We start from the raw sequence: 24,056 nt of genomic DNA on the forward strand, positions 1-24,056 counted from the left end.
GGCCGCTTCCGCAACATGACTGCAATCGCATGTGAAAAACCCGGGACCGCAAGGCGATCCCGGGTGTTGTCGTACGCTGTCTGGCAAAAGGGAAAAGAGGAGGCAGGCTCAGATATGCAGCGCGTGCCCCAGCGCGGCGAGGCAGGCTTCCTGCAGGCCTTCGCTCTGGGTCGGGTGGGCGTGGATGACAGCCCCGATATCATCGGCGCGCGCGCCCATCTCGATGGCGATCGCGAAGGCGGCGGAAAGTTCCGATACGCCCTGGCCGACAGCCTGAAGACCGAGAATGAGCCCGTCTTCCTTGCGCGCCACGACCCGCACGAAACCGTCCTCGGCCTCCATCGTCATCGCCCGGCCATTGGCGGAGAAGGGGAACTGCCCGGTGGTCACCGGCGCGCCCTGTGCCTTGGCTTCTTCGGGAGATAAACCGCAGGTGACGATTTCCGGATCGGTGAAGCAGACGGCGGGAATGCAGCGCTTGTCCCAGCTGCGGGGGTGACCCGCAACGATTTCCGCCACCATCTCGCCTTGCGCCATCGCCCGGTGCGCCAGCATGGGCTCGCCCGTGACGTCGCCGATGGCGTAGACGCCCTGCATCGACGTCCGGCAGCGGTCGTCGACGCGCAGGAACGCCCCGTTCGTCGCAAGCCCCAGGCTGGTGATGTTGGCGCTGTCGGATCGCGGTCTGCGCCCGACGGTGACGAGCACCTTGTCGGCGGCGATCTCGCGTTCCGCCCCGTCCGGGGCCTCGACGAGGAGACCCTTGTCGCCAAGGCCCTTGGCTTTCGTCGCAAGATGGACCTCGATGCCGAGCCCCTGCAGCGACTTCAGGACGGGGCGCGTCAGGGCGCTGTCATATTGCGGCAGGATGCGTTCCGCCGCCTCGACCACGGTGACCTTCGAGCCGAGCTTGGCATAGGCCGTACCGATCTCCAGACCGATATAGCCGCCACCGACCACCACGAGCTTCTCCGGCACGGAGCGCAGCGCCAGCGCCTCGCTGGAGCCGATCACCTTGCCGCCGAAGGGCAGGAACGGCAGCTCGACCGGCGCGGACCCGGTGGCGATCACCACATGCTCGGCACGGATGGCGATGGATGTGTCGCCGGTCGTGACCTTGACCGTCTTGCCGTCCTGGAAGGTCGCCTTGCCGGAGATCAGGCGTGTGCCCGACTTTTTCAGCAGGCCGGCAACACCGGCATTCAGCCGGGAGACGATGCCGTCCTTCCAGTCGATCGTCGCCGACAGGTCGATGGCCGGAGAGGCCGCCGTGATGCCGAGCGGCGAAGTGCCGTTGTAATGGGCCAGCTTGTGGAACTCCTCGGCCGCGTGGATCATGGCCTTGGAGGGGATGCAGCCGACGTTCAGGCATGTGCCGCCCGGCTTCTGCTCGTCGACGACGATGGCGTCGATGCCGAGCTGGCCGGCGCGGATGCCGCAGATATAGCCGCCCGGTCCCGCTCCGATGATCAGCAGCTTGCAGGTCATGTCGCTCATGGCTTCAGTCCTCGACGAACATCAGGGCAGGGGTTTCCAGCAGGCTCTTCAGCTTCTGCACGAAGACGGCGGCATCCCAGCCGTCGATCACCCGGTGATCGAAGGAGCAGGAGATGTTCATCATCTTGCGCGGCTGGAAGGCCTGGCCGTCCCACATCGGACGCACCGCCATCTTGTTGATGCCGACGATCGCCACTTCCGGGTGGTTGATGATCGGCGTGGTGGCGATGGCGCCGAGCGGCCCCAGGGACGTGATGGTGATGGTCGAACCGGAGAGTTCCTCGCGGCTCGCCTTGCCCTCGCGCGCGGCTTCGGCGAGGCGCCCGACCTCGGACGCCGATTCCCACAGGGAACGGGCTTCCACGTGACGTGCGACGGGCACGGTGAGGCCGGCCGGGGTCTGCGCCGCGATCCCGATATGGACCGCGTCATACTGGTGAATGACGCCGCCCTCGTCGTCGTAATGGGCGTTCATTTCCGGTTGGGCCTGAATGCCGTGCACGATGGCCCGCATGATGAACGGCAGCACGGTGAGCTTGCCGCGGCTTGCCCCGTGAAGCGTGTTGAGCTGTCCGCGCAGGTCCTCCAGCGCACTCATGTCGATTTCCTCGACGATCGTGATGTGGGGAATGCGGGACTTGGCGAGCGCCATCTTCTCGGCGATGCGCCGCCGCATCCCGACGACCTTGACATCGCGCGTGCCGGTCGCCGGCATGCGGCCGCTCTGGCGCGCCGTCAGCGGCCCGTGCTCGACATAGGCGTCGAGATCCTCGTGCAGGATGCGGCCGGCCGGACCGGATCCGCCGACCAGGCGCAGGTCGATGCCGGCATCCTGGGCGCGGCGACGAACGGCCGGCGAGGCGAGCGGCTTCTCGCCGCTGGCAAGCGGACGATGCGGCACGGGCTGGCGCGAGGAAGCGCCCGTCGTCGCGGTCTGTTTTTTCGCAGGCGCGGCCGCTGCCGCGGGTTTGCTTTCAACAGGGGTCCCGGCTGGCTCCTCGGCGTTACCGGCATCTTCGGACAGCTGCTCGCCTGTATCCGCCGGAGCTGCCTTCTCGGCCGGAGCGGCCTTGTCGTTGCCTTCCCCCTCGACCTCGATCTGAATGAATTTCGAGCCGATGGCGATGACGTCGCCCGGTTCGCCGCACAGCCAGACGACCTTGCCGGCGACGGTCGAGGGAACCTCGACGGCGGCCTTGTCGGTCATCACCACGCCGAGCACGTCGTCCTCGGCGACATCGTCGCCGACCTTGACGCTCCACTCGGTCAGTTCGGCTTCCGCAATGCCTTCGCCGACATCGGGAAGGTTGATGGTGTAGATGCCCATGGTCTCAGCCCTCCAGAACCTGCGCAAAGGCGCGCTTGATCCGCTCCGGACCGGGGAAATAGGTCCATTCCTGTGCATGCGGGTAGGGTGTGTCCCAACCCGTCACCCGCACGATCGGCGCTTCCAGGTGGTAGAAGCAGGTCTCCTGCACCAGGGCGCTCAACTCGGCGCCGAAGCCGGATGTCCTGGTCGCCTCGTGGATGATGACGCAGCGCCCGGTCTTCTTCACCGAGGCCTCGATCGTCTCCAGGTCGAGCGGGATCAGCGTCCTGAGGTCGATGATCTCGGCGTCGATGCCGGCCTCTTCCGCCGCCGCCTGCGCCACATAGACCATGGTGCCGTAGGCGAGCACGGTCAGCGCCGAACCCTCGCGGCGGATCTTCGCCTTGCCGAGCGGGACCGTGTAGTAGTCCTCGCTGACATCGCCGAGATCGTGCTTCTTCCAGGGAACCACCGGCCGGTCGTGATGACCGTCGAAGGGACCGTTGTAGAGCCGCTTCGGCTCCAGGAAGATCACCGGGTCCGGATCCTCGATTGCGGCAAGCAGCAGCCCCTTGGCGTCGCGCGGGTTCGACGGCACGACCACCTTGAGGCCCGACACATGGGTGAACAGCGCTTCGGGGCTCTGGCTGTGCGTCTGGCCGCCGAAGATGCCGCCGCCGGTCGGCATGCGGATGACCATCGAGCAGGTGAACTGCCCGGCCGAGCGGTGCCGAAGACGCGCCGCCTCGCTGACGATCTGGTCATAGGCGGGATACATGTAGTCGGCGAACTGGATCTCGACGACCGGCTTGAGGCCATAGGCCGCCATGCCGATGCCCGCGCCGACGATGCCGCCCTCGTTGATCGGCGCGTCGAAGCAGCGGTTCGAACCGTACTTCTTCTGCAAACCGGCGGTGCAGCGGAAGACACCGCCGAAATAACCGACATCCTCGCCGAAGACGACGACCCTCTTGTCCCGGTCCATGGCAAGGTCATGGGCGTTGCGGATCGCCTCGATCATGGTCATGCGTGCCATCTCAGAACCCCGCTTCCTGGCGCTGGCGCTGGAGATGCGGCGGCATCTCGGCATAGACATCGTCGAACATGGAGCGCGGCGAGGGATGCGGGCCGGTGATCAGCGTCCCGTTGGCCTCCGCCTTCTTCTGGCAGGCGCGCACCTCGTCGTTGATCTCTGCCATCGCCTGGGTGTGGCGCTCCACCGACCATTCGCCGATGGTGATCAGATGTGCCTTCAGCCGGGCGATGGGCTCGCCCAGCGGCCAGGCGCTGAACTCGTCCTTGGAACGGTAGGCGGACGGGTCGTCCGAGGTCGAGTGACCGCCGGCCCGGTAGGTCACGTGCTCGATCAATGTCGGCCCCAGCCCCGAGCGGGCACGTTCCGCCGCCCAGCTCGCGACCGCGTGGACGGCTAGATAGTCGTTGCCGTCAACCCGGATGGCGGGAATGCCGAAGCCATGGCCACGGGCGGCGAAGGTCACCGCACCGCCGCGCGCCATGCCCTGGAAGGTGGAGATCGCCCACTGGTTGTTGACGATGTTGAGGATCACCGGGGCCTTGTAGGTCGAGGCGAAGACCATGGCGGCGTGGAAGTCGTTTTCCGAGGTCGAGCCGTCGCCGATCCATGCGGCGGCAATCTTGGTGTCATTGGAGATGGCCGAGGCCATCGCCCAGCCCACCGCCTGGATGAACTGGGTTCCCAGATTGCCGGAGATCGTGAAAAATCCGTGATCGCGGGCCGAATACATCACCGGCATCTGTCGCCCGTGCAGAGGGTCGGCGGCGTTGGAATAGATCTGGTTCATCATCTCGGTCATCGGATAGCCGCCCGCGATGAGCAGGCCCGCCTGGCGGTAGGTCGGGAAGTTCATGTCCCCGTCCTCGAGTGCCATGCGGAACGCGCACGAGACGGCCTCCTCGCCCAGATGCTGCATGTAGAAACTGGTCTTGCCCTGCCGCTGCGCCTTCAGCATGCGCTCGTCGAACTGGCGCAGGGTCAGCATGTGGCGCAGGCCCGTGCGCAACGCGTCCGCATCGAGGAGGCCTGCCCAGGGGCCGACAGCCTCGCCGGCCTTGTTGAGCACCCTGACCACCGAAAAGGCCATGTCGCGCATGTCCTCTGGCGCCTCGCTCACCTCGGGACGCCGGACGGCTCCGGCGCGCGGGATCTCGAAATCCGAGAAGTTCGGCGTGTCGCCGGGGCGGCAGCCGGGTTCGGGTACATGAAGGGACAGCGGTCGTGGAGCGGTCATGGAAACTCCCTTGTCGACATCGGCATTCACGGGTCTCGCGGCCCTTGCCGCGAACGGACGGCGGGCGACCTCAGGAACGGTCGCGTTCCGCCAGCATGGCACGCGCGACGATGACGCGCATGATCTCGTTGGTTCCCTCGAGGATCTGGTGGACGCGCAGGTCGCGCACGATCTTCTCGATCCCGTAATCCTCGAGATAGCCGTAGCCGCCAAGCAGCTGCAGCGCGTCGTTGGCGACCCTGAACGCGGTGTCGGTGACGAAGCGCTTCGCCATCGCGCAGAACTTGGTCGCGTCGCCCGCGCCCGTGTCCAGTTTCCACGCGGCCTGACGCAGGAAGATGCGGCCGGCCTGCAACTCCGTTTCCATGTCGGCGAGCCGGAACTGCAGGCCCTGGAACTGGTCGATCGTCTTGCCGAAGGCCTTGCGCTCACCCATGTAGCGGGTCGCCGTTGCAAGCGCTCCTTGCGCGCCGCCAAGCGCACAGGCGGCAATGTTCAGTCGGCCGCCGTCAAGCCCGGCCATGGCGTAGGAAAAGCCCTTGCCTTCCTCGCCGAGCAGGTTTGCCGCCGGCACGGCGCAATCGTCGAACTGCACCTGGGCCGTCGGTTGCGCCTTCCACCCCATCTTGTGCTCGTTGGCGCCGAAGGAAAGCCCCTGGGTGCCATCCTCGACCACCAGCGTCGAGATGCCTTTCGGCCCGTCTTCGCCGGTGCGGCACATGACGACATAAAGATCGGAAAAGCCGCCGCCGGAAATGAAGGCCTTGGAACCGTTGAGGACATAGCCATCGTTGGTCCGGCCGGCCCGGGTGCGCAGCGCGGCCGCATCGGAGCCCGAGCCCGGCTCGGTCAGGCAGTAGGAGGCGATCTTGTCCATGCTTGCCAGCTGCGGCAGGTAGCGCTCGCGCAAGGCCTCGTCGCCGTAACGGGCGATCATGCCGGCGCACATGTTGTGGATCGAAAGGAAGGCGGCGACGGAGGGGCACGCCGCGGACAGGGCCTCGAACACAAGCGTCGCGTCGAGCCGCGAGAGGCCGGTGCCGCCAAGTTCCTCCGGCACGTAGATCGCGCCGAATCCCAGCTCTCCGGCATCCTTCAGGATGTCGCGCGGAATGGCCCCGGCCTTCTCCCAGGCATAGGCATGCGGCGCGATCGCCTGCTGCCCGAAATCATGGGCCATGTCGAAGATCAGCGTCTGCTCTTCCGATAGGGCGAAATCCATGAAAGGCGCCTCCTCGCCAAAAGGGCCCGGTGCGAACGCCGCCCAGGCCGCCGACAACCTCTGGTCGAATTGTTCCGGCGATCATCACCCGGCGCATTCAAAATTTCATACCGAAATTGCTTCGATTTTGCCATGTTGTGAAATAATCTCCTTCTGTATTAAAAAAGTGAGGATGATCCTGCCGTGTCACGCCAGATCGACGATACCGACCGCAGAATCCTGAAGGCGCTGGTCGCAAACGGGCGCCTTTCCAACACGGAACTGGCGCGCGAGGTCGGCCTCTCGCCGAGCCCCTGCTGGCAGCGCGTGCGCCGGCTGGAGGAGGAGGGGATCATAGCCGGCTACACGGCGGTTCTCGATCACGAGCAACTCGGTGTCGGCGAGACGGTGATGATCGAGGTCTCCCTCGACCGGCACGACGCGGAGGCCCTGGAGGGTTTCGGCAAGGCGATGTCGGAAATCCCGGAAGTGCTCGAGGTCTACCTGATGGCGGGCGACTACGACTATTTCGTCAAGGTCGCGGCGAGCGGCACCAAGGGCGTCGAGGAGTTCCTGCGCGAGCGGCTGTTCCGGGTGCCGGGCCTGCGCCACTCGAAGTCGAGCTTCTCGCTCCGCTGCCTGAAGAAGGTGGTGTCCTGCGTGCCGGCCAAGGGGTGAGGGGCGGCCTTTGGCCTAAGGCCACTCGGCGAAGGTCCCGTGCGGGCGGGCCTTGCGCGGCCCGGCGCGGCGCACGTCGCCCGGCCGTCGCCCGGTCTCGCGCTTGAAGAAGCGGTTGAAATAGCCGGCATCCTTGAAACCGAGCGTGTCGGCGATCTCCGAGACCTGAAGATTTGATTCCGACAGCAACGTCTCTGCCTCGCTCGACAGCCGCTCGTGGATCAGTTGCAGGGGCGTGCGCCCGGTGACGCGCTTGACGGCGCTGGTCAGCCGCGCGCGCGAGACCGAGAGGAACTGGGCGTAGTCGCCGACGCTCCAGTGGTCGCTCAGGTGCAGTTCCACCAGATGCAGGAAGTTGCGCACGATGGCGCGCGGCGCCGACTGCACGCGCATCGGCTGCGGGCTCGAGATCCGCCACAGTGAGATCAGGAACAGCACGAGATGATGGCGGGCCGCCTCCTGGGCGCCCGGCAATCCGCCACGCAGCTCCGCGCCGACGGCTTCGGCAAGGCCGATCAGGTCCCGGGCCGCCGCCGGGGTCAGCCGCGCGCCGACGATCGGATGGAACAGGGCCTCGCGCACCTGCCGGCCGACGGGGCCGGAAGGGACCGCGCGGCCGAGCGCGAGTTCGGAAACAGTGAGCGTCGCGCCCCTTGTGCCGGCACTCAGCGTCAGGCGGGCGCTGCGGCTGGCGGGCAGCCACAGGACGCCCGGCGCGGGAATGGCAAGCGTCGTGTCACCGATATCCAGATGCCCTTCGCCGGTGGCAAGCACGAAGGCCCGGTTGCGTTGTCCGCGCAGTGCCCAAGTGGTCGGCGCCAGCGCGGTGCGCAGCGTCTCGGCCTCCGTCTGCGGCAACACCTCGATCGGCTGGGGAATGACCTGCTCGGGCGTTTGCAGGTGGAAGGGGCCGGTCGGCGCCTGCATGGGCGGGTCTCGCGGTTCGGTCGGCGTTCGCGGCGCCGGCCATCTTGCCATCGTTGCGTCAAAGCCTGTCAAAAGTACAATTTGTTTTTCAAAATGTCCATTTCGGGGACGTGGACTGCGGGTATCCTCAGGATCACGGGATGCGCTGTCGGGAGGGACAGTGAACATCCCCCCGGCGCGTGCTGACCCATGCGGCCGAGGACAAGGGAGGAGACAACATGACTTACTCGAAGGGCGGGCGCTGCCTGCCTTCCTTCACCGCGCTTGCCACGATACTCGGGCTTGCGCTTGCGCCGCTTGGCGCGGCCACGCCGGCGGTTGCGCAGGATCGCACATCCGTCAAGATCGGCTATGCCGTGTCGAAGACCGGCGCCAATGCCGGCGGCGCGGCGATCACCACCATTCCCAACTACCGGCTGTGGTTGCATGACGTCGAGAAGAACGGCGGCCTGGAACTGCCCGACGGCAGCAAGCTTCCCATCGAACTGGTGGAATATGACGACCGCTCCTCGGCGGAAGAGGTGGTGCGCGCGGTCGAGCGTCTTGCCGGCCAGGACCAGGTCGATTTCATCCTGCCGCCCTGGGGAACGGGCTTCAACCTGGCGGTCGCGCCGCTGTTCGACCGCTACGGCTATCCGCAGCTTGCCGTCTCCTCGGTGACCGACAAGGCGCCGCAATTCGTCGAGCGCTGGAAGCGCAGCTTCTGGTTTCTGGGTGGCGGGTCCGACTATGCGGGTGCGCTGGCCAAGCTGCTCTCGGGACAGGTCGAGGCCGGCACGATCAACAACAAGGTGGCGATGGTGTCCGTCGCCGACGGTTTCGGTATCGATCTCGTCTCGGCGGCCCGTCCCGCCATGGCCGAGGCGGGCATGGACGTCGTTCTCGATCGCACCTATCCGGTCGGCACCAACGACTTCACCACGCTTCTCAACGAGGCCGCGGCCTCGGGCGCCGACACGTTCGTCAGTTTCTCCTATCCGCCCGACACGTTTGCGCTGACCGAGCAGGCGCAGGTCGCCGACTACAACCCGAAGGTTCTCTACCTTGGTGTCGGCGCCGGTTTCCCGCCCTATGGACGCAAGCTTGGCGACAAGGCCGAAGGCATCATGACGCTGGGTGGCATCGATGCGAAGAACGCCCAGAACATGGCCTATCGCGAGCGGCACAAGGAAGTGACCGGCGAGTATCCCGACCTTTGGGGCAGCGTCATCACCTATGCCAGCCTGCAGATGCTGCAGGAGGCGATCCGCCGGGTCGGTCTCGACCGGGAAGCGGTGTCGGCCGAACTCTCCGGCGGCACGTTCCAGACGGTGCTGGGTGAAACGAAGCTCCAGGACAACCGGTTGCGCGACCTGTGGCTTGTCGGCCAGTGGCAGGACGGCCAGCTCGTCGGCGTCGCGCCGGCCGACCGGCCGGGTGCGTCCGAGGTGATCCTTCCCAGGCAGCCCTGGAAGTAACCGCCTCGTCGCCGGCGCGGGAGGGGGCCCTGCGCCGGCGAAACCGGGCTTGCCGGACACGCGAGGGAAGCGGTGCTTCCGCTGCCCGCCCGACACCCATGATGGACATCACATGACGCTTACCACCGCACTTATCGCGGGACTTGTACTTGGAGGCACCTATGCGCTGGTCGCAATGGGGCTGACTCTCCAGTACGGCATCGCCCGCATCATGAACCTCGCCTATGGCGACACGATCATCACCGCTGCCTTCGCCGCCTTCATCCTGCAGGGCGGGCTCGCCGTGAACCCGCTTCTCGGTCTCGCCCTTGTCGTTCCGGGCGGTTTCCTTCTCAGCTACCTGATCTACCGGCTGATCCTGTCGCATCTGGTGGCGCGGGCGAGCGATCGCGGTGCGCTCGAGGTGGATTCCATCCTCACCACCTTCGGTCTCCTGTTCGTCATCCAGGGCGTCCTGCTGGTTCTCTTCGGAGGCAATTACACCAGCTACTCGTTCCTCAACGTGGCCGTCGAGATCATGGGCGCGAAGGTCGCCGCCAACCGGCTCCTGGCGCTGGTGCTGGCGCTTTCCATCGGGCTGACACTCTATCTGCTGCTGACCCGCACCCGCTGGGGCACGGCATTGCGCGCGGTCGCCGTGGCGCCGCAATCGGCAGCGCTTGTCGGCATCGACGTGAGCCGCGCGGCGGCCTTCGCCTTCGCACTGGGCGGCGGGCTCGCCGCCGCCGGCGGCGTGGTGATCTCGATGTATCAGACCTTCACCGCCACGGCCGGCGTCGTCTTCACCATGAAGGCGCTGATCGTCGTCATCATGGGCGGCGTCGGCAACCTGCTGGGAGCGCTGTGCGCCGGCCTGATGCTCGGCGTGGTCGAGACGCTGGTCTCCACCTATGTCGACCCGGGCCTGACGTTGGCGGCGACCTATGCGATCTTCCTCGTGGTGCTGCTCTGGCGGCCGCAGGGCCTGTTCGGACGGGTGGCGCGATGAGGGCGGTCATCGGTTTCGCGCTCGCGGGGGCCGTGCTGGCCGGGCTTGCGGTCGCGCCGCTCTATCTCGGTCCCTACGGCACGGGCCTTTTGATCGGCATGACCGGCTACGTGACGCTCGCCAGCGCCTGGGCGCTGTTTTCCGGCCCGACGCGCTTCGTCTCGCTGGCGACCGTCGCCTTCTTCGGGATCGGCGCCTATACGATGGCCGTGCTCTACGAGAGCCTGCCCTATCCGCTGGTGCTGGCGGTCGCGGCCCTGGTCGGCCTCGTCGTCGCGCTGGTCGTCGGTCTGTCGACACTCAGGCTCGCCGGCGTCTATTTCGTCATCTTCACCTTCGGCCTTGCGGAACTCGTCCGTCAGCTTGTCACCTGGTACGAGGTCAATGTCACCGGCACGCTGGGCCGCTATCTCTTCGTCTCCTTCGGGTCCGAGGTGATCTACTGGCAGCTGCTGGGCCTGTGCGCGGCGACGTTCTTCATCGCCTGGGCAATCGGGCGCAGCCGGATCGGGCTGGCGCTGAAGGTCATCGGCGACGACGAGGTGGTCGCCGTCCATTGCGGCATTTCCACCGCCAGGGTGAAGCTCGCGCTGTTCGCGGTGAGTTCCGTGATCATCACCCTGGTCGGAGCGATCCAGGCACCGCGCTGGACCTATATAGAGCCGCTGATCGTCTTCAATCCGACGGTCTCCTTCCTGACCCTGATCATGGCGCTGCTGGGCGGTGCCGGGCGCCTCTGGGGACCGCTGGTCGGCGCCGTGCCGCTGTTCCTGCTGTTCGAATGGCTGTCGGCCAATTTCCCCGACCACTACTCGATCATTCTGGGGCTGCTTTTCATGGCAATCGTCTTCGTCTTGCCGAAGGGCGTCCTGGAATTCGCCGAATCCGGCCTGCGGCGCTTGCGCAGACCGTCGCCGCAAGATGGCTCCACAGCTGTCGCCGGCAAGGAGGTGGAGGGATGACGCCGCTTCTTTCGATCGACGAACTGACCAAGCGCTTCGGTGGCCTGACGGCCGTCGACCGGGTCTCCTTCTCGATGGCAGAGGGCGAGGCGGTGGCCCTGCTCGGGCCGAACGGATCCGGCAAGACCACGGTTCTCAACATGATCTCCGGACATCTCCCGGCCTCGGCAGGCCGGATCCGGCTTGGCGGAACGACCATCTCGGGCCTGCCGGCCCACCGGATCGCCCATCACGGGGTGGCGCGCACGTTCCAGCTCGTGCGGGTGTTGCCGTCTCTGAGTGTCGAGGAAAACGTGCTGGCTGCGATCCGCTTCCGGGTTCGCCCCGCATCCGCCGCCGAGGCGGAGGAGGAGGCCGGCTCGCTGCTGGAGCGCGTCGGCCTGGCGGGGCGCGGCGGCGAGCCCGCATCCGCGCTGACCTATATCGACCAGAAGCGGATGGAGCTTGCCCGCGCGCTCGGGTCCCGCCCCTCGCTTCTGTTGCTCGACGAATGGCTGGCCGGTCTCAATCCGTCGGAGCTGCGCATCGGCATCGACCTGATCGCCAGGCTCAACGACACGGGCATGACCGTGCTGCTGGTGGAGCATGTGATGGACGCGGTGCGCGCCCTGTGCCCGCGCGCCGTCGTGATGAATGCCGGCCGCAAGATCGCCGACGGCGCGACCGCCGAGGTCCTGAAGGACCGCGAGGTCGTGCGTGCCTATCTGGGAGAGAGCGATGCTGTCGCTTGACGAGATTTCCGTGCGCTACGGCAAGCATCTGGCGCTCGACCGCATCCGCCTGTCGGTGCGCGAGGGCGAGACGGTGGTGATCCTCGGCGCCAACGGAGCAGGAAAATCCTCGCTGCTGAAGGCGGTGGCGGGGCTCGTGCGCGCCGATCCCGGGGGAACGGTCGCCTTCCGCGGCGTCTCCGTTGCCGGGCTTCCGGCCCATCGCGTGCTGGAGGCCGGCATGGCGCTCGTTCCCGAGGGGCGCGGGATCTTCGCCGACCTCACGGTCGAGGAGAACCTGTTGCTGGGGGCCTACGCGCGGCGGGCGCGGCCGAAGGAACGCGAAACGCACGGCCTTGTGCTCGATCTCTTTCCGAAGCTCGCGGAACGCCGACGGCAGATCGTCGGCACCATGTCGGGCGGCGAGCAGCAGATGGTGGCGATCGGTCGCGCGCTGATGTCCGCGCCGGATCTCCTGATGCTCGACGAGCCGAGCCTCGGACTTGCCCCGGTCGTCGTCGGGGAGCTGTTCGAGGCTTTGGCGCGTGTGCGCCGGACCGGCGTTGCAATCCTCCTGGTCGAACAGAATGTCAAGGCGAGCCTGGCGCTGGCCGATCGCGGATATCTCATGGAAGTGGGGCGCATCGTCGGGGAGGGCAGCGCGAAAGACCTGCGGGGCGATCCTGCCGTTCAGCGCGCATTTCTCGGGCTGGCGTCGTGAAAAAGGATGGACCGTGCCTCTTGCGGTCCTCGAAAGCGGGATGGAAGACATGAATGCACTTGGCTTGCTCATTGGCGAACAGGACATGCCGGCTTCGGACGGCCGTACCTTCGAGCGGCGCAACCCGATCACCGGCGAGATCGCGACGCTTGTCGCGGCAGCAACGATCGATGACGCGCGGCAGGCCTGCGACGCAGCGGCGCGCGCCTTTCCCGACTGGGCGGCGACCTCGCCGAAACAGCGCCGCAAGCTCCTGAGCGGGGCGGCGGACGCGCTGGAGGCGCGGGTCGAAGATTTTGTCCGCTCGATGGCGACGGAAATCGGCGCGACCGCCGGCTGGGCCCGTTTCAACGTCATGCTGGCCGCCGACATGCTGCGCGAGGCCGCGGCCATGACCACCCAGATCGGCGGCGAGATCATCCCGTCCAACCGGCCGGGAAGTCTTGCCATGGCGGTTCGCCAGCCGGCCGGGGTGGTGCTCTCGATGGCGCCGTGGAACGCACCGGTCATTCTCGGGGTGCGCTCGCTTGCCATGCCGCTTGCCTGCGGCAACACCGTGGTGATGAAGACCTCGGAGATCTGTCCCGGCACGCACCGGCTGATCGTCGACGCGCTGCATGAGGGCGGCGTACCGCGCGGTGTGCTGAACGCGGTTTCCAATGCGCCCGACGATGCGCCGGAACTGGTCGAGGCGATGATCGCGCACCCGGCGGTGCGCCGTGTGAACTTCACCGGTTCGACCCGCGTCGGCCGGATCATCGCCGAGATGGGCGGACGGCACCTCAAGTCGTGCCTGCTGGAGCTTGGCGGCAAGGCACCCTTCGTCGTGCTCGACGATGCCGATCTTGACCAGGCCGTGGAGGCCGCCGCCTTCGGCGCCTTCATGAACCAGGGCCAGATCTGCATGTCGACCGAACGGATCGTGGTCGACGACGCGGTGGCGGAGACCTTCGTGGGGAAGCTGGCCGCCAAGGCGCGCAGCCTGAAGGCGGGCGATCCCCGGATCGGCGACACGCCGCTTGGCGCGGTTGTCGGCGAGGGGGCGGCCCGCCGCATCCAGGACCTGATCCGCGATGCGGTGGCAAAAGGCGCGATCCTGGTTGCTGGCGGCAGCGCGCAAGGGGCGGTGATGCAACCGACCGTGCTCGACCGGGTCACGCCGGCCATGTCGATCTATGGCGAGGAGAGCTTCGGTCCCGTCGTCACCATCGTGCGCGCCGACGGGATCGATGACGCCGTGCGCATCGCCAACGACACCGAATACGGCCTTTCCTCCGCCGTCTTCGGCCGTGACGTGACACGGGCGATGGCGGTGGCCCGCCGGATCGAGTCCGGCATCTGCCATATCAACGGACCGACGGTGCATGACGAGGCGCAGATGCCCTTCGGCGGCGTCAAGGCATCCGGCTATGGCCGCTTCGGCGGCAAGGCGGGCATTGCCGAATTCACCGAGCTGCGCTGGATCACCATCCAGGACGGCCCTGTCCATTATCCGTTCTGATGGCGGGGCGATACATGCAGCTTGAGAACCGGACGGCACTCGTCACTGGAGGGGCCGGCAGCCTTGGTCTTGCAACGGCGCGACTGTTCCTGGAGGAGGGGGCAAGGGTCGTCCTGGTCGACCGGGACGAAGCGCTTCTGGAAGAGGCCCGCGCAAGCCTCGACAAGGACCGCGTGCTCTGCATCGCCGCCGACGTGTCGTCGGAGGCCGACACGCGGCGCTATGTGGCGGCCTGCCTGGACCGCTTCGGGAGTATCGACATCCTGTTCTCCAATGCCGGGAACTTCGGCGAGGTCCGGCCGATCGCCGAGTACTCCGACGCGGTCTTCGACGCGGTCATCGCCGTCCATGTGAAGGGCGCATATCTGGCCGCCAAGCATGCCAGCCCGCATATGCGCGAGGGCGGCAGCATCGTCATCACCTCGAGCGTCGCGGCAACCCGCGGCGATGCCGGCGTCTATGCCTACATCACCGCCAAGCATGCCCAGACAGGATTGATGCGCTGCCTTGCCAAGGAGCTGGCGCCGCGTGGCATCCGCGTCAACACGATCCATCCCGGCCCGCTGGACAATGCCTTCCAGCGCGATGTGGAGGCCGGGATCGGACGAGAACTGGGCATCGATGGCGGCGAGATGTTCGACCGGTTGATCCCGCTCGGCCGGCACGGCAGCGCCGGGGAGGTGGCCCGCTCGGTGCTGTATCTTGCAAGCGATGCGGCCAGCTTCACCACCGGCACGATGCTGATGGTCGATGGCGGGATGAGCGTCTGAATGCCTTCGGCGGCATCCACTCCCGTGCTTGAAGAAAGTGCCGCAAGCCATACGGATTGCGGCACTTTCCGACAGGGAGCCTATCTGAACAGCGTGTCGACATGGCCGGCGCCAAGCCCGATTTTCTCGTAGTGGGCGCGGCACAGGGCGATGTACTGGTGGACGTCGAAATAGCCGTCCGGCTCGCCGTCCTCGTCGAGCCAGATCAGCGGGCCGGTCACCTGGAAGAAGACCCGCATCGGATCCTCGTGCTCATAGGCGACCAGGGTGTGGCCCTCGCCGGGCGTTTCGTAGACAAAATCGCCGGCGGTCGCCGTCCAGTCGTGCTCCAGATAGCCCCACTTGCCGGAGATCGTGTAGGCGAAGACCTCATGCGGATGGTAGTGCCGGTTGACCAGTCCCGGCCCCTTGCTCATCAGGATGTCGCACCACTTGTTCTGCGTCGGCGAGATCCACAAGGGGCGCGAGAAGACGGTCTCGGTAAAGGGAACATAGAGGCGCTCGTCCTCGCTTGCGGCATCGGGGATATAGACTTCGGGCAAGGCGTCCGGCTGGAACACCTTGGTGATCGGCTTGAGATCCTTCCAGAATTCCGAGCGTGCCGGTTCAGGCATGGATTGTCCTCCCTCATGTTGCGTTGGCGTGGGTGGCGTCAGGGCCTGACGCGGATGTCGAGCAGGGCGAGCGTGCCCGTCGTCTCGATATGGGCGAGTGCGCGGGCGAGCGCGCCCGGGAGCGCCTCGCCGCTTTCCACGCGTTCGGCATGGGCGCGGCTGGCGCGGGCGACCAAGGTGAAATCCGGAGCCGGCGAAAGCTGCGTCAACGGCATCCGGTTGGCGCGGGCCGCGTGGCCATCGGGATAAAGACCGGCAACCGACTGGCGCACGGCTCCCCACTCGGCGTTGTTGACGATCAGCAGCAGGATCGGCAGGTCGAGTGCCTCGGCGATCTGGTGGCAGGCGACCGGGTTGGAGAACATGTAGGACCCGTCTCCCATCGTCGCGACGACGAGGCGGGACGGGTCGGCAAGCTTCATGCCGAGCGCGGCCGGGAAGGACCAGCCGAGCCCGCCCGAATGCGGTTCCTGGTACCAGGCCTGGTGATGGGCAAGGTCCATGGGCGTGAGCGGACAGCCGAGCTCGGAGAACACGCTTGCCTTGCGCCCGGCAATGGCGCGCGACAGGCAAAGACTGACCCAGTCCTTGGTCATCGGATCGGCGCTGCCGGCCTGCGCCCGCTCGAGCGTTGCCGTGCGTCCGGCGCGGTTGCGCGCCGCATGGGCCTCGCGGCGGGCGGCAATCGGGTCGCGCTCGTGAGGGGAGTGGGCGGCAAGGGCTGCCTCCAGCGCCAGGATGCCGTCTTCCACGTCGCAGGCCAGCGCGATGTCGCAGCGGAAATTGCGCACCGGGACGCGGGCATAGAGCGGGTCCTGGCCGATATGGATGACCTTGGCATCCTGGCGCGGGGCGTGAACCGCCGGCGACCAGGGCGCCAGGGAATCCAGAACGATGACGAGATCTGCCTCCTCGAGCAGGGGAGCGGGATCAGGCTGTGCCGCCATCGGATGGTCCGTGGGCAATGCCAGCCGCACGGCCCAGTACTGGCAGACCGGAATGCCCCAGTCGTCGGCAAGGCGGGAAAGCGCTGCGAAACCGGCACTGTCGCCCGCGCCTCGCTGGGCGAAGATCACCGGATTGCGCGCGCCGGCGATCAGTCGCGCGATTTCCTCGAGCGTTTCGCGGTGAACGCCGGGAGATGCCGCCCGCATCAGGGCCGGGCCATCGATGCCCTGCGCGTCGATGTCTTCGCACAGCACCTCCCGGGGAAGGCTCAGATAGACCGGCCCGCGCGGCGTCGTTTCTGCAAGCGCGAGCGCCCGGTCGACGATCTCGACCACCTGTTCGGGAAAGCGCAGCTCGTAGTCCCATTTGCAGGCCTCGCGCACCAGCGCCGCCTGGTCGCGCATTTCCTGGCCCCAACCAATGGGAACGGTGCGCGCGCCGAAGCGCCCCGTCTCGGTCGTTGGCGTGCGTCCGGAAAACAGGAGGACGGGAATATGCTCTGTCGCGGCATTGATGGCGCCGATGGCACAGTTGGCAAGGCCCACATTGGTGTGCGCCATCACCGCCTGGGTGCGACCGGTGGCGAGGTAGTAGCCATGCGCCATGGCCATGGCGGCGGATTCGTGCGGCATCACCAGCGCGCGGGGAAGTTCCAGCCCCCGGGCTTCCGCCTGGGCGAGACCTTCGATGATCGGCGGAAAGTCGGTGCCGGAATTGGCGAAGATATAGTCAACCCCGAGGGCCTTGAGGCGGACAAGCAATGCCCCGCCTGCCGTCATTCGGGGGGCGGGTCGGCTTGTTGTGTTCCCGGTGCCGGGAGTGCGCTTGTCAGGCTTGTGCATCTTGCTCGTTATTGCTATATGTGAAATTCATACTTTAAATAATGGCATTCATGCTGCGAGCCGTCAATGGCACGGGCTTCGGCACGGCACGACACCGCGTGCGGCGGTTCAGGGAGATGATTGATGGCACCGCAGATCAACGGATCGGTGGTCAAGGCGTTCGAGATCCTCAAGCTGTTTTCCGAACAACGGCCGCTTCTTTCGGCCAGCGACCTCGTTGCCGAACTGGGGATCAACGCGATCACCGCCCACCGGTTCCTGAAGACGCTGGAGCATGTGGGGGCTGTGGTCGCGGAAGCGCGCGGGGTGTACCGGCTCGGCTACCTGTTTGCGGATCTTGGCGACCGGGTGCTGCGCGATGACGCATTGGCGCAGGTCATCCAGCCCCATCTCAACCGCGTGACCGACCGGATCAACGAGGCGGCGATGGCGACGGTGTTCCGGGGAGACATGGTGGTGTGCGTCGCGCGTTCGGTCTCGCGCAGGGCGCTGTCCGTCGACATCCGCGTCGGTTCGCGCCTGGAGGCCTATTGCACGGCGCATGGCAAGCTGTGGCTGGCGCATCTGCCGGAAGCCGAGCGCCACCGCTATTTCGCGGATGTCAGGCGCATCCGCTTCACCCGCAACACCCTGATGGAAGAGGCTGCGCTGGTGAAGGAGTTGGAGGCGATCGCCGAGCGCGGCCATTCGATCAACGATTGCGAGCGCGAGGACGGGATCCGCGCCGTCGCCGTACCGGTCAGGACGCGCTCGGGCCGGATGATCGCCGGCCTGTCCGTCTTCGGGCCCTCTCCGCGCATGGGGGACGCGGTGATGGACGCCTCGCGGGAGGCCTTGCAGCAGGCGGCGAAGGACATCGGCAAAAGCCTCTACGGGGCAGACGGCCCGACCGCCGCCCGGGACGGATAGCGCGAAGCGCTATCCGTCCCGCCGCAACAGCGTCAGCACGAAGAGCGCCCCGACCGATGTCGTGACGATGCCGATGGGCAGCTCCTGCGGGGCAAGGGCCGTTCGCGAGGCGATGTCGCTGACCAGCAGCAGGCCGGCGCCAATGAGTGCGGCGAGCGGCACGAACCGTCCATGCAAGGGGCCGGCAAGCGCCCGCGCCACATGCGGCACCATCAGCCCGACGAAACCGATGACACCGCTGATGGACACGAACGCGGCGGTGGCGAAGGCGCAGACCAGGAACGTGTTCCGGCGCAGGGCGACGACGTCGACCCCGAGCGTCTGCGCGGTGTCCTCGCCCGCCAGCAGCGCATCGAAGCTGCGGTGGAAGACGGCGGCGAAGAGCAGGATCGCGGCAAGACCGGCGGCGGCCACGGGCAACAGGTCCCAGCGCGCCAGCCCGAGCCCGCCCAGCGTCCAGAACAGGACCGAATGGGCGGCCCGCTGGTCGCCGGCGAAGACGAGATAGTTCGTCAGGGCCATGAACAGGAAGGAGACCGCAAGCCCGGCCAGCACCAGCCGTGCGGGTCCCCGGTCTCCGAGCCGCGAGATCAGCATCAGGACGATGGCGGAGGCGGCCATGCCGCCGGCGAAGGCGGCGGCGGGAAGCGTCCACACGCCGAGAAGGTCGCCGGTGACAGTGATCACGAACACCGCGCCCGCCGCCGCGCCCGACGACAGTCCGAAAAGGAACGGGTCGGCAAGGTCGTTGCGGGTCGCGGTCTGCAACAGACAGCCGACCGTGCCGAGCCCCGCGCCGACGAGCAGCGCCAGCAGGGCACGCGGCAGGCGCAGGTCGACGACGATCCGGGCGAGCGGGCCCTCGCCGCCGCGCAGCGCGTCGATGACGGCGCCAAGCGGCAGCGGCGTCGCGCCGATCGCGATCGCGGCAAGCAGCAGGGCAAGGACGCCGACGAGGCCGACGCCCAGCATCAGGGCGAGACGCATGCCTCAGAAGGCGTCCGGATGCATGGCACGGGCCAGCGCCTCGATGCCGTCGACATTGGCCGGCCCCGGGGTGATCTGTTCATAGCGCAGGGCGAGATAACGAGCGGACTTCACCGCCTCGACATGCTGCATTACCGGATGCGCTTCGAGGAAGGCGCGCAGCTTGTCGGCACCGCCCCCGTCCTGGTAGTCGAGCAGGATGATGAATTCCGGGTCGGCGGCCGCAACCGCTTCCCAGGAGGTCGTGCCCCAGCTGGTCTCCATGCCGACACTGACATTCTGCCCGCCGGCGGCCTCTATCATCGCCGTCGGCATGGCGAACTTGCCTGCGGTGAACGGTTTGTCCTCACCGGAATCGTAGAGGAAGACGCGCGGGCTGTCGGCCGCCGCGATGCGCTGCCTGACCTCGGCAACGCGCTCCTTCCAGCCGGCAACCAGCGTTTCGGCCTCGCTGTCCTTGCCGAAGATCCGACCCAGCCGAAGCATGTCGTCGTAGAGCAGGTCGAGCGTCGCCTTGGGTCGCGCCTTGTCGACGTGAATGCAGCTTTCCGTGAGGATCAGCGTCTTGATGCCGTGCGGGGCAAGCGTGTCGGGGGTGACGTCGCCGCCCGGCTTCATGCCGTAATACCAGCCGGCGAAAAACAGATCGGGTGAGGCCGCGACAAGGTTCTCGAGTGTCGGGTATTTCGGCGCTAGTTCCGGCAGCTCGCCGCGGCGCGCCTCGAATTCCGGGCTGGTCTTGTACCAGCCGCTGATGCCGCTCACGCCCACCATGCGGTCCCGCAGGCCGAGTGCGAAGGCCATCTCGCTGATATTGATGTCCTGGGTGACCATGCGGCTCGGGGCCGCGTCGAAGGTCAGCGTCTCGCCGCAATTGTCGACGGTGACGGGGAAGGCAAGGGCGGGCGTGGCGATCAGCGACGCGGCGAGGGCGGTCAGGAAACGGGTCAATGTGTCCTCCGTTGAAGGAAAGGGAGTGAAGGCGAAAGTCGCGACGGCGGCCGATGGCGGGGGAAATCAGCCGCCGGAGACGAGGACCGGCCTGCGGACGGTCGAGTGAGCGGGCATATGGGCGCCGGAGTCCGCCATGACCGGGAAGCGTCCCTCGACGGGAATGTCGAGCACGCTGATATGTCGGGGTTCGCTCGGGTGCGGCAGCCGGTGCATGTCGACACTGAACACATCGCGTACCTGTGCCGAGGTGAGCACGTCGGCGGGGTGACCGTAGGCGACAAGGGCGCCGGCACGGATGAGGGCGACATGGCTTGCGAAGGCTTCGATCAGCGTCAGGTCATGAAGGGCTGCGATTACGGTGATGCCGAGCCCGGAAACGAGGCTCAGCAACTCGCCGCGCGCCGAGGGGTCGAGATGGTTGGTGGGCTCGTCCAGCACAAGGATCGCCGGTTTCTGGCAGACGGCCCGGGCGATCTTGGCGCGCTGGCGCTCGCCGCCGGAGATGTCGCCCATCCGACGCTCGCGAAGGGCATCGAGGCCGGCCAGCGCCAGCGCCGAGCAGGTCGCGTCGATGGCGGCACGCGCGCCGTTCGCACGGCGATGCGGCAGGTTTCCCAGCGCCACATATTGCGCGACGGTCAGGCGGGCATCGGTATCGTCGCTCTGGCCGACATAGGCGATCGAACGGGCCCGTTCGGTGATTCCTATGCGCGAATAGGCGCGCCCGCCGAGGAGGATCTCGCCTCCGGAGGGCGCGCTGAGGCCCGCGATCATGCGGATCAGCGTCGACTTGCCGGCCCCGTTCGGGCCGGCGATGACAAGGATCTCGCCGTCATGCACATGCAGGGAGAGTTTCTCGACCAGAGTGCCTGCGCCGCGCACGCGATAGCTCACGTTGCTCAGCTCAAGGGCGATGCCGCGTCCTGTGCCATGGCTCATGGCCTCTCTCCCCGGGGAGGCAGCAAGGCGGGAATGCGCGAAAGCGTCTTGCCCTTCAGGCCGTCGGGACGCTGGATGGAGGAGCACCAGCCATCGTCGAGCGACGCATATTGCCTGGCGAAGGCGACAAGGGCGTCGGTGTCGCGACCCGGCTCGATGTCGCCGAAGAGATAGGACGCCTTGCCATCGCCCTGAAACGCGACCGCGCAGGGGCGGTCGCATCCTGCCATGCAGGCCACGACCGAGACGTCGAAGCCTTCGAATTCCACCCCCGAAAGCGCGGCTTCAAGAGTGACGGCGAGTGTGGTGCCGGGTTGCTCGCGTGTCTCGCGATTGCGGCAGGTGGAGCAAACGACGACGCGGTGGCGCCGTTGTCCGCTGGCGCCCCCGTAGAGCGGAACGACGGCCGTCATGTCATGCGCCATTGCCGTCTCCCCGTATCGAAGTGAGGGGAACGACAGTCAGGCTGCGCAAGGCGGGGCCGGAGGAAAGCCGGAATTCAGAAATGCAGTCGATCATGGGACCTCCCGGAACACCCCGTCCGGTTGACGTTGAAGGGAGATGGCAGGTCTCCTGGCTCACGGATCGTCGCCGGGCCGCGCCTTCCCGCCCGCTATGCGGACAGTGGCGAGTGCGGATCGGCTAACCGCTTACAGTTGCGGGGGCAGCCACGGTCTCGGTCCCTGATGGGTACGCCTCACCGTGTTCCCTTTTCATGCCTCTGGCGTTCCCGCCGTCGGCAACCATCGGGCGAAACTTCGCAGAAGCGCGTACTCCCCGCAAGTCCAATCGCCGGGCAAGTCCAATCGCCGGGTTTCAGGAAAGGGATGCGCTCCAGCCGGGAAAGGGGTCGGGAAGCCGTGCCCAGGTTTCCGGGACGAAGGCGTCGTCGGCCACCAGCGCGGCATCGAGCTCGGCGCGGATCGCCGCTTCGTCCATCGCCGCGGTTCCGATAAAGACCAGTTCCTGGCGGCGGTCTCCCCAGACCGGATCGAGATAGGGCTCCATCGCGGCATGCCATTCGGGCGATTCAGGCCAGTGCGCCTTCGGGACGGCCGTCCACCACAGCCCGCGCTTCTCTGTCTTCACAAAGGCGCCTGCCTGCGCCAGTTCGCCGACGAAACGGGGGCGCGTCGCCAGCCAGAAAAACCCCTTGGCCCGAATCACGCCCGGCCAGCCGCGGTCGATGAAACGCTGGAATGCGTCGGGGCGGAAGGGTTGGCGGGCGCGATAGACGAAGGAGCGAATGCCGTATTCCTCGGTCTCGGGGATGTGGTCCCTGAAGCCGTTCAGTTCCTTGAACCACAAGGGGTGCTCGTGCGCCCTGTCGAAGTCGAAGCGGCCGGTGCCCAGGATCTCGGCAAGGGGAACGCGCGCGTGGTCCGCCTCCAGCAGGCGTGCATCGGGATTGAGTGCCCTGATGATCTTGCGGGCGGCGTCGAGCGTTTCGGGTGAAGCATCCGCGATCTTGTTGAGGACGATCGTGTCGGCGAACTCGATCTGGTCGACCAGCAGGTCGACAAGGGTGCGTTCGTCCTCCTCGCCCAGCGTCTCGCCACGGTCCCTCAGGAAGTCGGTCGAGGCGTAGTCGCGCAGCAGATTGGCCGCATCCACCACGGTGACCATCGAATCGAGGCGGGCCACGTCGGACAGGCTCTCACCCTCCTCATCGCGGAACTCGAAGGTGGAGGCAACGGGAAGCGGCTCCGAGATGCCTGTCGATTCGATGAGCAGGTGGTCGAAGCGGCCATCCTCGCAAAGCGTGCGCACTTCCTTGAGAAGGTCCTCGCGCAGGGTGCAGCAGATACAGCCATTGGTCATCTCCACCAGCCGCTCCTGCGTCCGCGAGAGGTTTCCGCCGCCGTCCCGCACGAGGCTGGCGTCGATGTTCACCTCGCTCATGTCGTTGACGATGACCGCGACCCTGAGACCCTCGCGGTTGTTGAGGACGTGGTTGAGAAGCGTTGTCTTGCCGGCGCCGAGGAAGCCGGAGAGAACCGTCACGGGGAGACGTGCTTGCATGGGGAGGCTCCGAAAATGGAAGAGGGCGGACCGGCAACAGGCCGGCCCGCATGCCGGTTCAGTGCGCGTGGCGGTCGACGCTGAAGGAGAGGGTCGCGAAGTGCCCGATGCGGTCGGCCTTCTCCGGCTCCTGCGACGGCTCGTCGGCGGAAACGGCGATCACGTTGAGGCCGTTGTTGCGGATGGTGACGCTGGCGCGGCCTTGCGCATCGGTGCGCACTGACTTGTTCTCGCTGTCGGTGGTGTATTCCTGGACGACCAGCGTATCGGCGAGCGGCTTGCCGTTGAGAAGTACGGTGACGGCCAGTTCGTCGCCGGCTGAGAGTTCGCTCGGGTCGCGCTCGGGCACGATCTCCAGCGCCATGCCTCTTGCCTTTGTGGCGAGCGGGGAATGGTCGAGGATCGCGACCGTATGCTTGAGATAGCGGCCACCCTGTTTGGCACCCTCCACCTCCGACTTCGGCTTGTTGACCCATTTGCCGTCGGGCCCCTCGCTCCAGTATCCGTTGTCCATCACCGCCGTGACGACGGCGGCATCCTGGGGCGGCGCGACAAGCGCGTGATTGCCCTGATTTTCGGTTGAAACGGGCACGGCGGTGCCGTCTTCCAGATGGCCGAGTACCTGCGTCACCTTGCCCGGGTCATAGGCCTCGTCGGAGGCGCCATGGCCGTAGACAATGGCAAGATCGCCGTGGCGCTGGGCGATCCAGATGCCATGGGCCATGGCATCGAAGGCGCTGCCCAGAAGAAGGGCGGCAGCCATGGCGGAAAACACGATACCTCGCATGGATAAGCTCCGTATGTTATGACATTACAATTCGAGGGGAAAAGAAAGGCGGAGGATCCGCCT

The 24,056-nt window shown here is 66.7% G+C and carries 23 protein-coding genes and 1 riboswitch; of the genes, 9 read left to right on the forward strand and 14 right to left on the reverse strand.

The window, feature by feature from the left end:
• Nucleotides 1-108: 108 nt before the first annotated feature.
• The 5 genes from lpdA to ACQY46_RS13515 all read right to left on the reverse strand — a co-directional run bounded on the left by lpdA (nt 109) and on the right by ACQY46_RS13515 (nt 6,298).
• Nucleotides 109-1,497, reverse strand: coding sequence for a dihydrolipoyl dehydrogenase (lpdA, locus tag ACQY46_RS13495; RefSeq protein WP_428696556.1), 1,389 nt, complete (start codon nt 1,495-1,497; stop codon nt 109-111).
• Nucleotides 1,498-1,501: 4 nt separating this feature from the next.
• On the reverse strand, nt 1,502-2,824 hold the full coding sequence (locus ACQY46_RS13500) for a dihydrolipoamide acetyltransferase family protein (RefSeq protein ID WP_428696557.1): 1,323 nt from the start codon (nt 2,822-2,824) through the stop codon (nt 1,502-1,504).
• Between the two features lie 4 nt (nt 2,825-2,828).
• The gene (locus ACQY46_RS13505; protein WP_428696558.1) at nt 2,829-3,842 is read right to left on the reverse strand and encodes an alpha-ketoacid dehydrogenase subunit beta; all 1,014 of its coding nucleotides are present in this window, start codon (nt 3,840-3,842) and stop codon (nt 2,829-2,831) included.
• Nucleotide 3,843: 1 nt separating this feature from the next.
• Nucleotides 3,844-5,076 carry a 3-methyl-2-oxobutanoate dehydrogenase (2-methylpropanoyl-transferring) subunit alpha gene (locus ACQY46_RS13510; RefSeq protein ID WP_428696559.1) on the reverse strand — a complete coding sequence of 411 codons (1,233 nt, stop codon included), beginning with the start codon at nt 5,074-5,076 and terminating at the stop codon, nt 3,844-3,846.
• Nucleotides 5,077-5,146: 70 nt separating this feature from the next.
• Complete coding sequence (locus tag ACQY46_RS13515; RefSeq protein ID WP_428696560.1) at nt 5,147-6,298, reverse strand: acyl-CoA dehydrogenase family protein; 1,152 nt, start codon at nt 6,296-6,298, stop codon at nt 5,147-5,149.
• Between the two features lie 183 nt (nt 6,299-6,481).
• Between ACQY46_RS13515 and ACQY46_RS13520 the strand changes: the two genes are divergently transcribed.
• The gene (locus ACQY46_RS13520; RefSeq protein ID WP_428696561.1) at nt 6,482-6,955 is read left to right on the forward strand and encodes an Lrp/AsnC family transcriptional regulator; all 474 of its coding nucleotides are present in this window, start codon (nt 6,482-6,484) and stop codon (nt 6,953-6,955) included.
• A 15-nt stretch (nt 6,956-6,970) separates the two neighbouring features.
• Here ACQY46_RS13520 and ACQY46_RS13525 read toward each other — a convergent pair whose 3' ends face one another.
• Entirely contained in the window at nt 6,971-7,882 is a 912-nt protein-coding gene (locus ACQY46_RS13525; protein WP_428696562.1) for a helix-turn-helix domain-containing protein, read from the reverse strand.
• Between the two features lie 218 nt (nt 7,883-8,100).
• On the opposite strand from ACQY46_RS13525, the gene ACQY46_RS13530 reads away from it, so the two are divergent.
• The 7 genes from ACQY46_RS13530 to ACQY46_RS13560 all read left to right on the forward strand — a co-directional run bounded on the left by ACQY46_RS13530 (nt 8,101) and on the right by ACQY46_RS13560 (nt 14,991).
• A complete protein-coding gene (locus tag ACQY46_RS13530) occupies nt 8,101-9,339 on the forward strand; it encodes an amino acid ABC transporter substrate-binding protein (RefSeq protein WP_428696563.1) in 1,239 nt (412 codons plus the stop codon).
• A 112-nt stretch (nt 9,340-9,451) separates the two neighbouring features.
• Nucleotides 9,452-10,327, forward strand: a complete 876-nt coding sequence (locus ACQY46_RS13535) for a branched-chain amino acid ABC transporter permease (RefSeq protein ID WP_428696564.1) — start codon at nt 9,452-9,454, stop codon at nt 10,325-10,327.
• A complete protein-coding gene (locus tag ACQY46_RS13540) occupies nt 10,324-11,289 on the forward strand; it encodes a branched-chain amino acid ABC transporter permease (RefSeq protein ID WP_428696565.1) in 966 nt (321 codons plus the stop codon). Before ACQY46_RS13535 ends, ACQY46_RS13540 begins: the two co-directional genes overlap by 4 nt.
• Nucleotides 11,286-12,020, forward strand: a complete 735-nt coding sequence (locus tag ACQY46_RS13545) for an ABC transporter ATP-binding protein (protein ID WP_428696566.1) — start codon at nt 11,286-11,288, stop codon at nt 12,018-12,020. The genes ACQY46_RS13540 and ACQY46_RS13545 overlap by 4 nt, the downstream gene beginning before the upstream one ends.
• Nucleotides 12,007-12,720 (forward strand): ABC transporter ATP-binding protein, encoded by a 714-nt coding sequence (locus ACQY46_RS13550; RefSeq protein WP_428696567.1) that lies wholly within the window; start codon nt 12,007-12,009, stop codon nt 12,718-12,720. The genes ACQY46_RS13545 and ACQY46_RS13550 overlap by 14 nt, the downstream gene beginning before the upstream one ends.
• A gap of 49 nt (nt 12,721-12,769) precedes the next feature.
• Complete coding sequence (locus ACQY46_RS13555; protein ID WP_428696568.1) at nt 12,770-14,221, forward strand: aldehyde dehydrogenase; 1,452 nt, start codon at nt 12,770-12,772, stop codon at nt 14,219-14,221.
• A gap of 14 nt (nt 14,222-14,235) precedes the next feature.
• A complete protein-coding gene (locus ACQY46_RS13560; RefSeq protein WP_428696569.1) occupies nt 14,236-14,991 on the forward strand; it encodes an SDR family NAD(P)-dependent oxidoreductase in 756 nt (251 codons plus the stop codon).
• A gap of 80 nt (nt 14,992-15,071) precedes the next feature.
• Here ACQY46_RS13560 and ACQY46_RS13565 read toward each other — a convergent pair whose 3' ends face one another.
• Nucleotides 15,072-15,605 carry a 2,4'-dihydroxyacetophenone dioxygenase family protein gene (locus ACQY46_RS13565; protein WP_428696570.1) on the reverse strand — a complete coding sequence of 178 codons (534 nt, stop codon included), beginning with the start codon at nt 15,603-15,605 and terminating at the stop codon, nt 15,072-15,074.
• 38 nt (nt 15,606-15,643) lie between these two features.
• A complete protein-coding gene (locus ACQY46_RS13570) occupies nt 15,644-17,332 on the reverse strand; it encodes a thiamine pyrophosphate-requiring protein (RefSeq protein WP_428696571.1) in 1,689 nt (562 codons plus the stop codon).
• A gap of 186 nt (nt 17,333-17,518) precedes the next feature.
• Between ACQY46_RS13570 and ACQY46_RS13575 the strand changes: the two genes are divergently transcribed.
• Nucleotides 17,519-18,304: an IclR family transcriptional regulator gene (locus ACQY46_RS13575; protein WP_428696572.1), complete on the forward strand. Its 786-nt coding sequence runs from the start codon at nt 17,519-17,521 to the stop codon at nt 18,302-18,304.
• Between the two features lie 9 nt (nt 18,305-18,313).
• On the opposite strand, the gene ACQY46_RS13580 is transcribed toward ACQY46_RS13575, so the two are convergent.
• From ACQY46_RS13580 to ACQY46_RS13605, 6 genes are all read right to left on the reverse strand, one after another.
• Nucleotides 18,314-19,291, reverse strand: coding sequence for a FecCD family ABC transporter permease (locus tag ACQY46_RS13580; RefSeq protein ID WP_428696573.1), 978 nt, complete (start codon nt 19,289-19,291; stop codon nt 18,314-18,316).
• Between the two features lie 3 nt (nt 19,292-19,294).
• Complete coding sequence (locus tag ACQY46_RS13585) at nt 19,295-20,242, reverse strand: ABC transporter substrate-binding protein (RefSeq protein ID WP_428696574.1); 948 nt, start codon at nt 20,240-20,242, stop codon at nt 19,295-19,297.
• A 66-nt stretch (nt 20,243-20,308) separates the two neighbouring features.
• Nucleotides 20,309-21,184, reverse strand: coding sequence for an ABC transporter ATP-binding protein (locus ACQY46_RS13590; RefSeq protein ID WP_428696575.1), 876 nt, complete (start codon nt 21,182-21,184; stop codon nt 20,309-20,311).
• Nucleotides 21,181-21,609, reverse strand: a complete 429-nt coding sequence (locus ACQY46_RS13595; protein ID WP_428696576.1) for a DUF1636 family protein — start codon at nt 21,607-21,609, stop codon at nt 21,181-21,183. The genes ACQY46_RS13590 and ACQY46_RS13595 overlap by 4 nt, the downstream gene beginning before the upstream one ends.
• Nucleotides 21,610-21,730: 121 nt before the next feature.
• Nucleotides 21,731-21,947: riboswitch (cobalamin riboswitch) on the reverse strand.
• A 53-nt stretch (nt 21,948-22,000) separates the two neighbouring features.
• Nucleotides 22,001-23,206 (reverse strand): zinc metallochaperone GTPase ZigA, encoded by a 1,206-nt coding sequence (gene zigA, locus ACQY46_RS13600; RefSeq protein ID WP_428696577.1) that lies wholly within the window; start codon nt 23,204-23,206, stop codon nt 22,001-22,003.
• Nucleotides 23,207-23,264: 58 nt separating this feature from the next.
• Entirely contained in the window at nt 23,265-23,993 is a 729-nt protein-coding gene (locus ACQY46_RS13605) for a DUF4198 domain-containing protein (RefSeq protein WP_428696578.1), read from the reverse strand.
• Nucleotides 23,994-24,056: the final 63 nt, after the last annotated feature.

This window comes from Stappia sp. (assembly GCF_965276915.1).
Taxonomy (GTDB): domain Bacteria; phylum Pseudomonadota; class Alphaproteobacteria; order Rhizobiales; family Stappiaceae; genus Stappia.